Origin of the sequence: Streptomyces sp. NBC_01750 (assembly GCF_035918095.1) — a bacterium.
GTDB lineage: Bacteria > Actinomycetota > Actinomycetes > Streptomycetales > Streptomycetaceae > Streptomyces.
On the sequence record NZ_CP109137.1, the window covers coordinates 823600 to 836223 of the forward strand.

Consider the following 12624-nt stretch of genomic DNA (forward strand, 5'->3'; position numbering starts at 1 on the left):
AAGGCAGCACCCGCATGACCAGCACCGGTTTCGACATCCGCCGGATCGGCGGCCGCATCGGCGCCGAGATCCTCGGCGCCGACATCTCCACCGACCTCGACCCCGCCATCGTCACCGAGATCAACGCGGCGCTGGTGGAGCACAAGGCGCTCTTCTTCCGCGGCCAACAGCTCGACGACGCGGCACAGATACGCTTCGCCTCGCTCTTCGGCGATCTCACGACCGCGCACCCCACGGTGCCTTCCGTGGAGGGCCAGCCGCACATCCTCCCGGTGGACGGGGACGAGGGCATCCGCGCGAACCAGTGGCACACGGACGTCACGTTCCTGCGCACGCCGCCGAAGGCGTCCACGCTGCGCAGCCTGGTGGTCCCGCCCTACGGCGGCAACACCCTGATCGCCAACTCCGCAGCAGCCTACCGGGATCTGCCGGAGGCGCTGCGCGAACTGGCCGACCGGCTGTGGGCCGTCCACACCAATGCGTACGACTACGCCGAGCCGAGGTCGCAGAAGGCGGCCGAGCACCGCAGGCAGTTCGTCTCCACGAAGTACCGCACCGAACACCCGGTGGTCCGCGTCCACCCGGAGTCGGGCGAGCGCGGTCTGTTCATCGGGGGCTTCGCGCAGAGTCTGGTGGGCCTTTCGCCGTCCGAGTCCCGCGACATCCTGCGGATCCTGCAGTCGTACGTGACCCGCCCGGAGAATGTCGTCCGCTGGAGCTGGGCCCCCGGTGACCTGGTCCTCTTCGACAACCGCAGCACCCAGCACTACGCGCCCGACGACTACGGCGATCTGCCGCGTCTGCTGCACCGGGTGACGGTTGCCGGCGATGTCCCGGTCGGTGTCGACGGCCGTCTCAGCCGGGTCGTCGAGGGGGACGAGGCGGCTCACTACACGCCTGCTGCCGCGGCCTGACAACGACGCAGAGAGGGCGGGCCGTCAACCGACGGCCCGCCCTCCCCGTGTGCACCCGCACCGGTGACGCGCCGCGGTTCATGCCGCGGCAGCCCGCCAAAGTCAGTGCTGGGCGCTGCGCCGCTTGCGCGCGGCCCACATGATGCCGCCACCCGCGACTATGACGACGGCGGCAGCGCCGGCGATCAGCGGGGTGGAGCTGGAGGAGCCCGTCTCGGCCAGGTCACCGGGGGAGCTGGGCTCGGCCGAAGCCGGCGGCACCTCGGCGGAGCTGGTGGCCGTGCTCGGCGTGTCGCTCGGCGTCTCACTCGGCGAGGGAGTGGAACTCGGGGTCTCCGACGGGGTCGGGCTGGGGGTGTTGTTCTCGCACACCGGCGCCGTCTCGGTCAGGTCGCGCGAGAACTTGTCGTTGTCGCCCGCCTTCACGACGAGGCGAAGGGAGAGCTCCTTGTCGTGCTTGGGGAGCTCGAGCTTCTTGTCGAAGCTTCCCCTGAACGTCTCGGTGGGCAGCAGGTCCTTGCCGTCCACCGTGACGGTCACGGTGTTGTCGTCCTTGGAGCTGTAGGCGGTGAGGTGGACGGTGACGTCGGTGCAGGTCACCTTCCACTCCGGGGTGTGCGCCTGGGCGGTTCCGGCCGCCAGGCCGACGCCGAACACTCCGGCCGCCGCGACCGCTGCGAAGGCGCCTGCGCGCCGCCACGATCTGTTGTTTGTTGTCACTCGTTCCTCCACGATTGCCGCGCCACCCATCTGGCGGTGCGCGCACAGTACCGCCACGCCCCCTCGGGTGTGCACCCGCCCCACCCATCACGTTTTTGACTCGCGTCACCACGACGGGCGTTCGGGAAAGGCGGTCGCGGGTACCCGCCCCGAGAAAGGGCACAGAAGGGACGAAGCTCAGCATGTCAAGTACAAGCACAGCCACATGTCATACCCCCGAGGACCCCGCGCATTCGGTGACCGAAATGAATCGCAAGGAATCCGACGGAAAGACCCGCGTCACTGTGCTGGTCGCGCTCGCCGCGAATCTGGTGATCACGGTGGCGAAGGCCGTCGGCGGAGTCGCCGCGGGGTCTCCCGCGCTGCTGTCCGAGGCCGCTCACTCGGCCGCCGACAGCATGAACGAGGTGTTTCTTCTTCTCGCGGTCCGCCGCAGTCGTCGCCCGCCGGATCTCCGCCATCCGTTCGGATACGGCAAGGAACGCTATTTCTGGGCGCTGCTCGCCGCCGTCGGGATATTCGTCATGGGTGGCTGCTTCTCCTTCTACCAGGGCTTCCATGCGCTGGGCGCCGACAAGCAGGAGTCCCACGCCGGCTATGTCGCCGGGCTGGCCGTCCTGACCGTGGCCCTGCTCGCCGAGGGCGCCTCGCTGCTCCGTGCCGTGCACCAGCTGCGCAAACAGAAGGACGGAGCCCGCGACCCCGCCCTGCGGACTGTTCTCGCGGAGGACAGCACCGCAGTGCTGGGCGTCCTGCTCGCCATGGCCGGCATGGTGCTCCACCTCATCACCGGGAAGGTCATCTGGGAGGCCTCGGCATCGATCGCGATCGGCCTGCTGCTCGTGTACGTCGCGTACCGGCTCGGCAGGGAGGCCCGCGACCAGCTGATCGGCGAGGCGGTCGAACCGGAGCTGCGCAACCGTATCCGTGAACTCCTTGACGACCAGCCCGAGATCGACAATGTCGCCGCGCTGCTGACCATGCAACTCGGCCTGGACTCGACGCTGGTGGCCGCCAGGGTCGATCTGACCCCCGGTTTCGACAGCGAGGAGGTCGAGCTGGTCTGCGTACGCATCAAACGGCTGATCTCAACGGCCTGGCCGCAGGCGGATCATGTCTTTCTCGACATCACGGAGGCTCCGGCGGACTGATGCGTCGCCGTCACTCCCTGGCCGGGTTCGTGGCGCGGGTCCAGAGCGGCAGCAGGATCCAGCAGACGACGAACCAGACGACCATGCCGACCACCAGCCACAGGGCGAGTGTGTCGTCCACGACCAGCCGCAGAATCAGCAGCAGCGACGACGCCATCGTGCACAGCAGCAGAAACAGTCCCACAACCGTCAGACGGGAGGCCCACTGGACTGTCTCCGGTTTGAGCCGCCGGCCGGCGAGTAGCCGGTGGATGGACACGGGCCCGATGAGCGCTCCGGTCGTCGCCGCCCCCAGCAGGATGGTCATCGTATAGATATTGTGGTCGGTGTCGGACAGGCCGGCGAAACGGGCCTGAAACGCCACTGTGAGCAGGAATCCGAACAGGACTTGCACACCTGTCTGGGCGACCCGCAATTCCTGCAGCAGTTCACCCCACAGCCGGTCAGCCCGTTCCTCCGGCGTCTCGTGCCGACCGCGCTGGAGACCGTTTCCGCCTTGTTGCATCACCGGGCGCCTCCATCGTGTCCGTGCGGCACGTTCCCCTTATATCGCACTCCTTATGCGGCGTCCTGCATGATCTCGCGGCGAAGTCGCTCGCAGGAGTTGCTGATCAGCCGTGACACATGCATCTGGGAGATGCCGAGGTCCTCGGCAATACTGCGCTGTGTCATATCGCGAAAGAACCGCATGTAGAGGATTCTCCGTTCCCGCTCCGGTAATCGCCGCAGCCTGGGCTTGACGGCTTCCGCAGGCGGGCGTACGGCCTCGCGTTCGGCTCCCTCAGGCAGATGCGCCAGTCGGTCGAATTCGGCTGCGGTGTCGGGGGCATCGTCGTGCGGATGCTTCCTGCTCGTGTGTGTACGCATGATGCGCTGCCACTCCCTCAACAGTGCGGAACGGTTGCCACCGCCGGAATGACGAATGCACGCGCAGCCAGTCCAGGGGGCGCGCCGTGCAACTCCCACGGACGTGCCTCCGGTCCGAAGCACGAATTGCGTCTGCCCCGAGTCATGGCGACCAAACACGAGCTGGGGCCAGCGCCAATTGCCTCTCGGATTTGTGATCGCAGTAAGACACCCACGGGCACAAGGTTCCATTGGGACAGCCGGCGGAAAAGAATCACATGTTGAACGGCGGCCCTGAGGGCCGCCGTTCATCATTTTCCCCGGCGTCCCCACCGTCCCTTTCCGGCCAGGACTCGGTACGTGCCTGGTCGAGCGCATTGGTCACCTGTCACTGCCTGGGAGGAGCTCCCGGGAGTCGGGGGAGTTCCGGCGAGGCGCTGTCCAGAGGAACCGCCTCGGAGTGGACGAGGCCCAGCTGGACGCACTGGCGCGGCAAAACCGCGTCCAGCAGCCAGTCGGCGCCGACGCGCACCCGGTTCCCCGGCATGGCGGCCAGGTGGTAGCCGCGGGTGACGGCGCCCGCGAGCGGTCCCGACAGCGGGACGCCCAGCGGATTCGCCGCGGCCTGGACCCCGCCGAGGTCCACGGCGAAGCCCAGATCGTGGTGTTCGTAGCTGCGCTGTTCGCCGTGGCCGAGAGTGGCGGCGAGATTGAGTCCGGCCAGCTTGCCCTGCCGGGAGGCGTGCTGGGCCGTCATCGGCGTGTACTCCCCCGGCCGGGTCGGATCGGGTACAGCCGCCGCGTCGCCGCAGGCGAAGATCTCGGGGTGGCCGGGCACGTTCAGCCGGGAGTCAACGACCAGACGGCCGCGCTCGACCGGCAGTCCGACCTCGGACACCAGCGGGTCGGGACGTACGCCGACGCACCAGACCAGCGTCCTCGTGTCGACGAACTCCCCGTCGTCCAGCTGGACTCCGGCATGGGTGGCCTCCTTGACGGAGGTCCCGGTGCGCACGTCCACGCCGCGACGGCGCAGTACCCGGTCGGCCGTCGAGGACAGCCTGGGGTCCAGCCCGGGCAGCACCCGGTCGGCGACGTCCAGCAGCAGCCAGCGGGCCCGGCCGTGCCGTTCCCCGGTGTGCCGCTTACGTGTCAGTTCGTCCGTGAACAGCTTTCCCTGGGCGGCGACTTCGGTGCCGGTGTAGCCGGCGCCGACGACCACGAAAGTGCGACGGGAGGCGCTCTCCTCGGCGGTCGCGGCGTCGGCGGCCATCTCGATCTGGCGGGTGATGTGGTCGCGCAGATACAGCGCCTCCGGCAGACCACGGAAGCCATGCGCGTGGTCGGCGATCCCGGGCACGGGAAGCAGCTTGTTGACACTTCCGACGGCAAGCACCAAGCGGTCGTACGCGAGCGCGCCGGAACGGCCTTCGGGATCGGTGTAGTGAACCTTCCGTTCCGCCAGGTCGACCCCGGTGGCCTCGCCGAGCACCAGACGTACCCGTGGCAGGGCGTTGGGGATCGAGACGGTCACCCTGCGCGGTTCCAGGATCCCCGTGGCGACCTGTGGCAGCAGCGGCAGATAGAGGAAGTAGTCGGTGGGGTTGAGCACGATGATCTCGGCCCGGTCCCGGACGGTCCGGGACAGAGCGCGAGCGGCCTGGAAGCCGGCGAACCCGGCTCCGACGACAACAACACGGCTACGACTCACAATCGACTCCAGTGCGGGAGCAGGTGTGGTGCGGAAGGTGTGTTGCGGGAAGGGGTGGTGCGGCGAACGGCCCGGCGCGGATGCCTCTTGGGCCACCGCGCCAAACCGGAACCGTCACTCGTAGCGGCGGCCTCGCTCCTCATCGATCACCGGCGTCGCCGGCGGCACGACGACACGACGACGTTTGGCGATGCTGGTGAAGGTGGCGACGCCGATGATGCCGACGGCCATCAGAATCAGGCCGACCACGTCGAGGTTGGCGCCCTGCACCTTCCAGTCTGTGGCGAACGTGAGAATCGCTCCTGCGGCGATCAGGATGATGCACCCACCGAGACCCATATGACTCACCTTTCGGTACGAACGGCTGGTCGCGACCGAGTACCCGCGCCGGGACCAGCCATGCGTGAACGAGTCTCATACGTGTACGAGCCCCATGCATCTGGGCATCGGCCCTTCGGACATGCGCTTCAGACGCGCGCCGCCACAGCGGGCTCGCCACCTGCCACGACAACGTCCCCAGGAACCGGCGAGCTCGAGGACAGCGGCTTGAACTCGCGCAACAACGGCATCGGTGCCGGCCGCTTCGCAGCCACGCGCTGCGCAGCCTTCGCGCGCCTGCTGAACCAGATGACTTTGCCCGTGGCCGTGCCGCACGTCCCCCAGCTGTCGCTGAGGACAGCGACCGTGGCCAGTCCGCCCTTCGACGGGGAGGACGTGTGGATCCGGGGCATCCGGTGGTCCTTGTCGGCCACGGACGCGATCACGTGCCTCCCGGTCCAACGCAGCTCCACCACACACGTCTTGTCGCCCGGCACATGCTGTACGACGTTGCCGACGAGCTCGTCGACGGCACGACAGACCGGCACGATGTGGGGCTCGAGGCTCCAGTACCGAAGGTGCGCTGCGAGAATGCGCCGGATCTGCGGGATCCGCTCGGTTGATGCCGACACTTCGATGCTGTAGCGGCAGGTGTCCGGAACGTTCATGACCGTGGCTCCTCACCGCGACGGCTTCACCCATTCGCATGCGGAACCCCGAGTACGAAGAGTGAGCCTTTGTCGCTTCTGGGTCACTATCAGATTGCACCCGGAATACGTCAAACCGCAACGCGCCGGGACAAACCGCCACCACGGCATGGGGCGGCGCCGGCAGCTGATGGGCCCAACTGGACCGGCGCCTCCGTTCCCTCGTACGCAGAGAACGTCCTGGTCCAGTACCGCGATCACGGCGCCCGAAACGCCGCTCGGAGGGATTTCCTTCGGCCAGGCAGCCCGCGATCACGTGTCCTGCCCGGTTCTCAGGGCAGCAGCGTGGCGGAGGCGCAGGGCGTGCCAACCGGCCCCGGGAGCCGAAAGGGAGCATGAGCATGACGCGGATGGACGACACCGGATCCGCCCCCCGGAGCACTTCTGCCGCGGCGTGGGCGGCCTCGGACGAGACGCAGTACCGCGTAGTCGGCGCGAACCTCGAAGTGCAGGCGCTGCGGGAGGAATTGGCGGGTCTGCGCCACGCGCTCAGCACGCACCCGGTGATCGACATGGCGCGCGGGGTCATCATGGCGACCGCCTCATGCACGCCGGACCAGGCCTGGCAAGTGCTGGTGAGCGTCTCCCAGCACACGAACATCAAACTCCGCGATATCGCGCAGCACATCGTGGAAGGCGTCGCAGGAGAACCGCCTGCCGAGCCGATCCGGGCGGCACTGCGCTCCGCGCTCTCGGCCCTGCCCGACCACCGTCGGGAGTGACGGGGCGTGCGACACCCCTGAGGACCTTCAGACCCACGAACCTGCGCTGCGCCGTATACCGCCGCGGCCGGGTACCGACCAGTGTGACCTGCGGCGCAGCGGGAAAACCGGGTCCTGGCCGGCTGCCTGGCAAGGGAGGTCCGCGTAGAATCCAGATCGGGCGCGATCAGATACTTCGCGCTGTCTGCCTGGAATGGGAGTAGTCGTGACCATGCCTGCGCAGGAGCCTCCGGCTTCGGGCGGCGGGCGCGAAGAACTGTCCGCAGCGGTCGACAGCCTGGCCGCCGAGAACGCCATTCTCCGCGAGCGACTCACCCGACGGCATCTGATCGACCTGGCCACCGGGATCCTGGTGACCCAGCTGGAGGCGTCTCCCGCCGAGGCGGCCGAACACCTCGTGCGGCTCGCCGGGGCAACCGGCCTGAGCACCGAAGATCTCGCCGCGGACATCGTGAACAGCGCGGCGGGAACCATGGCCGTCGCGCCACCCGCGACGCCCGCCGGTGGCCGAGAAGCCGTTGCCGAGGCCCGCCGGATACGCCGCGTCGCCACCGCCGCCGAGGCGAACGACACCGTCAGCGAGGCCGCGGACACCCTGCTGAAGGGCGGCATGAGCCCGCTCGGGGTGGAGAGCCTCTGGTTGTGGCGGCTCACAGAATCCGACTGTCTCAGCCTCGCCGGACACGCCGGGGTGAGCGCCGGGGAAGCGGCGCGGTGGCAGTGGATCCCGCCGGCGGCCCCGGCGCTGTTCCAGCAGGTCATCGCAGAAGGCTCGCCGGTCTGGCTGCCCTCCGGGCCGTCACCGGATGTGGCGCTGCCCGGCCCCGGCCCCGAAGCTGCCCGTGCCGTCCTCCCGCTGCGGCTCAGGGGCACGACCGTAGGGCTGGCTCTCGCCGTCTGGCCGGGCCGCGCGGATCTTGACGAAGGCGTCCGGCGGGCGCTCACCGACGTGATCGAAGTGGCGGCGAGGGTCCTTAACGCCACGGACGCCGAACCGTCATCGTCACCGCTCCTCGACGACCTGGTCGACGCGCTGGCCCATCCCGCGATGATCCTGCGCCGCGATCCGGCCACCGCGGAGCTGTCGGTGGAGCACCTCAACGAGCCGGCATCCGAAGCTCTCGGCGGGACACACCAGACCGGGCAGCCCCTCGAAGTCGCGCTGCCCCGGCACTACTCCGATCTCGCGCTTCTCTCCCAGCGCGCGCACTCCGGCACCTCACTTCAGCGCGCGGCCAGGCTGCCGCCGGAGCACGGCGCGGACGCCCGCACGTCTCTTCTCGACGTCCGGGTCCTGCCGGTCGGCGCCGAACGCACCGCCGTGCTGTGGCACACCGACAGCGACCGGCGGATGTCCGCCATACGTGCGCTGGGCCAGCTGCAGGGCGTCGCGCCTTTCGAGGACGATCTCACCAGGGGCACATCGACGTGGAGTGAACAGGCGTACGGAATTCTCGGCATCGACCGGGAGTCGGAACCGATCCCCCTCGCCAACCTGAGGTTCCGTGTGCACCCGGAGGACGGCGACGATCTGGCCGAACTTCTCACGACCCTGACCGAGCGGCGCAAGGGCGCGGTCGCGGTCATCCGCCTCATCCGTGACGACGGCGGACTGCGACATGTACGTATCGCCGCGGAGCCCCTCATGGATGAGGACGCCCTCACCGGAATCACCGGCGTCTACCAGGACGTCTCCGCGGGATTCCATACGGAGGTCGCCCTCAGCGCGACGTTCGACCAGCTCACCGCGGTACAGGCGCAGGCAGCGCTGCGGCACCGGCTGGTTCTCCAGCTCCAGCAGGCGATCGTCCCCGAGATGCCCGCCCTTCAGCGGCTGCCCGGACTGCAGGCCACGGCCCGCTACCGGCCCGCGGCTCAGGAATACCGCGTGGGCGGCGACTGGTACGACGTCGTCCCGCTGCCCAACGGCAAGGTGCTGGTGGCGGTCGGCGACATAGCGGGGCACGGTATCGACGCCGCCACCGGAATGGTCGCCCTGCGGAACGCGCTGCGGGCACTGGCCTTCACCGGGCACACCCCCGCTCGGCTCATGGAATGGCTGAACGACGTCACACTGAGCACGCAGGGCCACCCGACCGCCACCGCGGTCTGTGCGCTCTACGATCCGGGCGACCGCACGCTGTGCTGGGCGAGCGCCGGGCATCTGCCGCTGCTGCTGGTACGCGAAGGCAGAGCGCGGCTGCTCGATCCGCCACGGGACATCCTGCTGGGGGCTGTGCCGTCCTTCGCCTACCGGGAGACGACCACGCAGCTACTGCCGGGCGACACACTGCTGCTGTACACGGACGGACTCATCGAGCGCCGCCATGACGGACTGGACGAGGGTCTGGCCACACTCCGGCTGGCGGCGGAGAAGCTGAGCTCGTGCGAGGTCGAGGAGCAGGCCGACCGGCTGCTGAGCGGCGCCACGGGCGACACGGACGACGACACGAGTCTCATCGCGGTCCGCGTCTGCGCGGACCCCTGACGGGCCGTTGCCGGGCCGTTGTCGGGCAGGGCGCCGCCCCTCGCCTTCAGCCGCCGCGCGCCAGCCACATTCGGATTCTCGCCATCAGATTGTCCGCGTCCACGGGTTTGGCCACATAGTCATTGGCCCCTGCGGCCAGGGCCTTGGCGCGGTCACCCGGCATGGCTTTGGCGGTGACCGCGATGATCGGCACATCGGCGAAGCGGGGCAGTTCCCTGATCGCTGCCATGGTGGCGGTGCCGTCCATCCCGGCCATCATCACGTCCATCACGATGAGATCCACCTCGTCGTGCGCCATGAGCAGATCGATCCCGGCTCTGCCGTTGTCCGCCTGAAGCACGAGCATTCCCTCGCGTTCCAGGACCTGGGTCAGCGCGAAGATGTTCCGGGTGTCGTCGTCCACCACCAACACCGTGTGTCCGATGGCCGGTTCGCCGCCGCTGGGCACAGCGTCCGAGTCCTCCTGAGTACCGTCGAGCGATCGCTGATGGAGCGCCGGGGCGCGCGCCGGCAGGTAGAGCGTGAAAGAGCTGCCCCGGCCCACGGCGCTCTCCGCGACGATGGCACCGCCGAGGAGCTGAGCCACCTCCCGGCTGATGGACAGTCCGAGGCCGGTGCCGCCGTAGCGGCGGGATGTAGTGCCGTCGCCCTGCTGAAAGGCTCCGAACACGCTCTGCAGACGGTCGGCCGGGATGCCGATTCCGGTATCGGTGACACGGAAGGCGACAACCGGACCGCGGTCGTACAGGGCAGGGGGCAGCTCGTCACCCGCGGCGGGGCGGACGCGCAGTTCGACGCTGCCCTGCTCGGTGAACTTCAGTGCGTTGGAGACCAGATTGCGCAGCACCTGCCGGAGCCGGGACTCGTCGGTGACGAGTTCGTCGGGCAGTCCCGGCGTCTCGATCACGCGGAACTCCAGCTCGCGTTCGCTCGCCACCGGACGGAAAGTCGCCTCGACGTACTCCAGGAGCTGGTGCAGCGCGAACGGCTCGGCGTGGATGTCCATCTTTCCGGCTTCGACCTTCGACAGGTCCAGGATGTCGTTGATCAGCTGAAGCAGGTCGGACCCCGCGGAGTGAATCACCTCGGCGTAGTCGACCTGTTTCTGCGTCAGGTTCCCCTCGATGTTCTGCGCGAGCAACTGGGCAAGGATCAGCAGGCTGTTCAGCGGTGTACGCAATTCATGGCTCATATTGGCCAGGAATTCGGACTTGTACATCGAGGTGCGGGAGAGCTGCTGGGCGCGGGCCTCCAGTTCCTGGCGGGCCTGCTCGATCTCCAGGTTCTTGCGCTCGATGTCCCGGTTGCGGTCCGCCAGCAGCGCCGCCTGCTCCTTCAGCTCGGCGTTGGAGCGCTGCAGCTCCTCCTGACGCGCCTGCAACTCTCCGGAGCGGGCGCTGAGTTCGGCCGTCAGCCGCTGCGACTGGTCCAGGAGTTCGTCCGTACGCACATTGGCGATCAGCGAGCTGACATTCACTCCCACCGTCTCGATGAACTGGTCGAGGAAGTCCCGGTGGATGTCGGTCAGCGGCCGCAGCGCTGCCAGTTCGATGACGCCGAGCACTTGCTCCTCCACGACGATCGGCAGCACGATCAGGTTGCTGGGGTCCATACGGCCGGTGCCGGACACGATGGTCGCGTAGCCGGGCGGCAAGTCCTCCACGGTGATGGTCCGGCGGCTCTGCGCGGCCTGGCCGACGAGCGACTGGCCCAGCAGGAAACGGCGCGGTCCTGCTGCCGGGTCGTCGGGCGCACCGTAGGCGGCGATCATGACCAGCTCTGTTCCACGGCCCTCGTCCCCGGTCAGGAAGAAGCCGCCGTACTGGGCGGAGACGAGCGGGGGCACCTCCGTCATGATCAGCTCGGCAACCGCGGAGAGGCTTCGAGTCCCCTGGATGAGGCTCGAAATGCGGGCCAGATGGGTCTTGAGCCAGTCCTGTTCCTCATTGGCCCGGACCGTCGCCCGCAGCGACTCCACCATCGCGTTGATGTTGTCCTTGAGATCTCCGACCTCGCCGGGGGCCTCCACCGTGATGGACCGGGTGAGATCGCCTTCCGCGACCGCGCTGGTCACCTCGGCGATGGCACGCACCTGGCGGGTCAGATTGCCGGCCAGTTCGTTGACGTTCTCGGTGAGCCGCTTCCAGGTACCGGAAACCCCTTCCACCTCGGCCTGGCCTCCCAGCCGCCCTTCGCTGCCGACCTCACGGGCCACCCGCGTGACTTCGGCGGCGAAGGAGGACAGCTGGTCGACCATGGTGTTGATCGTGGTCTTGAGTTCCAGGATCTCCCCCCGCGCGTCGACATCGATCTTGCGCGTCAGGTCGCCACCGGCGACGGCCGTGGTGACCTGGGCGATGTTGCGAACCTGGTTGGTGAGGTTGGTCGCCATGGAGTTGACGTTGTCGGTCAGGTCCTTCCAGGTGCCCGACACTCCTCGGACGGTGGCCTGACCACCGAGTTTGCCGTCCGTTCCCACCTCGCGAGCGACCCGGCTGACCTCCTCCGCGAACGAGGACAGCCGGTCCACCATCGTGTTGATGGTCTCCTTGAGCTCCAGGATCTCCCCGCGCGCCTCCACCCTGATCTTCTGGGTGAGGTCGCCGCGAGCCACGGCGGTCGCGACCTGGGCGATGGACCGGACCTGGGACGTCAGGTTGTCCGCCATGGTGTTGACGCCGGTGGTGAGCTCCTGCCACACGCCACTGACGCGCGGTTCCTGCGCGTGACTGCCGAGCAGTCCCTGTCCGCCGACCTCCCGGGCGACCCGGGTGACCTCGGAGGTGACCAGCGTCAACTGGTCGACCATGCCGTTGTAGATGACCGCGATCTCGCCGAGCAGCCCTTCGGCCTCGGGAAGCCGGGCCGAGAGGTCACCGTCCCGTACGGCTGTGAGCCCGGCCAGCAGTTTCCTGAGCCCTTCCTCGCTCAGCTCTGCGGGCAGCCGGGCCTGCTGGGGATCAGGCGTGTGGGCAGGCACATCCATCGCTGACCTCGCGCTGTCGTGGCTTGCGTCGCCGTGCCGTGAGATGCCGCGGCGTGGCGGT

At 68.5% G+C, this 12624-nt stretch carries 10 protein-coding genes and 1 pseudogene; 4 read left to right on the forward strand and 7 right to left on the reverse strand.

Going from position 1 to position 12624, the window contains the following annotated elements:
• Positions 1-14: 14 nt before the first annotated feature.
• Positions 15-914, forward strand: coding sequence for a TauD/TfdA dioxygenase family protein (locus OG966_RS03655; protein ID WP_326647885.1), 900 nt, complete (start codon positions 15-17; stop codon positions 912-914).
• 102 nt (positions 915-1016) lie between these two features.
• On the opposite strand, the gene OG966_RS03660 is transcribed toward OG966_RS03655, so the two are convergent.
• Positions 1017-1634, reverse strand: coding sequence for an LAETG motif-containing sortase-dependent surface protein (locus OG966_RS03660; RefSeq protein ID WP_326647886.1), 618 nt, complete (start codon positions 1632-1634; stop codon positions 1017-1019).
• A 245-nt stretch (positions 1635-1879) separates the two neighbouring features.
• Between OG966_RS03660 and OG966_RS03665 the strand changes: the two genes are divergently transcribed.
• Positions 1880-2785: a cation diffusion facilitator family transporter gene (locus OG966_RS03665; protein WP_326647887.1), complete on the forward strand. Its 906-nt coding sequence runs from the start codon at positions 1880-1882 to the stop codon at positions 2783-2785.
• Between the two features lie 10 nt (positions 2786-2795).
• Here the strand turns inward: OG966_RS03665 and OG966_RS03670 are convergent, their stop codons facing one another.
• From OG966_RS03670 to OG966_RS03690, 5 genes and pseudogenes are all read right to left on the reverse strand, one after another.
• Positions 2796-3290 carry a DUF6328 family protein gene (locus OG966_RS03670; RefSeq protein ID WP_326647888.1) on the reverse strand — a complete coding sequence of 165 codons (495 nt, stop codon included), beginning with the start codon at positions 3288-3290 and terminating at the stop codon, positions 2796-2798.
• A 53-nt stretch (positions 3291-3343) separates the two neighbouring features.
• Positions 3344-3532: pseudogene (locus OG966_RS03675) on the reverse strand (sigma-70 family RNA polymerase sigma factor); the annotation flags it as partial.
• Between the two features lie 487 nt (positions 3533-4019).
• Positions 4020-5342 (reverse strand): NAD(P)/FAD-dependent oxidoreductase, encoded by a 1323-nt coding sequence (locus tag OG966_RS03680; RefSeq protein WP_326647889.1) that lies wholly within the window; start codon positions 5340-5342, stop codon positions 4020-4022.
• Positions 5343-5456: 114 nt separating this feature from the next.
• Positions 5457-5681 (reverse strand): DUF6458 family protein, encoded by a 225-nt coding sequence (locus OG966_RS03685; protein ID WP_326647890.1) that lies wholly within the window; start codon positions 5679-5681, stop codon positions 5457-5459.
• 128 nt (positions 5682-5809) lie between these two features.
• Entirely contained in the window at positions 5810-6328 is a 519-nt protein-coding gene (locus OG966_RS03690) for an ATP-binding protein (protein WP_326647891.1), read from the reverse strand.
• 380 nt (positions 6329-6708) lie between these two features.
• Between OG966_RS03690 and OG966_RS03695 the strand changes: the two genes are divergently transcribed.
• Together OG966_RS03695 and OG966_RS03700 are read left to right on the forward strand one after the other, a co-directional pair.
• The gene (locus tag OG966_RS03695) at positions 6709-7089 is read left to right on the forward strand and encodes an ANTAR domain-containing protein (protein ID WP_326647892.1); all 381 of its coding nucleotides are present in this window, start codon (positions 6709-6711) and stop codon (positions 7087-7089) included.
• 211 nt (positions 7090-7300) lie between these two features.
• Positions 7301-9577, forward strand: coding sequence for a SpoIIE family protein phosphatase (locus OG966_RS03700; protein WP_326655075.1), 2277 nt, complete (start codon positions 7301-7303; stop codon positions 9575-9577).
• A gap of 46 nt (positions 9578-9623) precedes the next feature.
• Here the strand turns inward: OG966_RS03700 and OG966_RS03705 are convergent, their stop codons facing one another.
• Complete coding sequence (locus tag OG966_RS03705) at positions 9624-12563, reverse strand: HAMP domain-containing protein (RefSeq protein WP_326647893.1); 2940 nt, start codon at positions 12561-12563, stop codon at positions 9624-9626.
• Positions 12564-12624 lie beyond the last annotated feature (61 nt).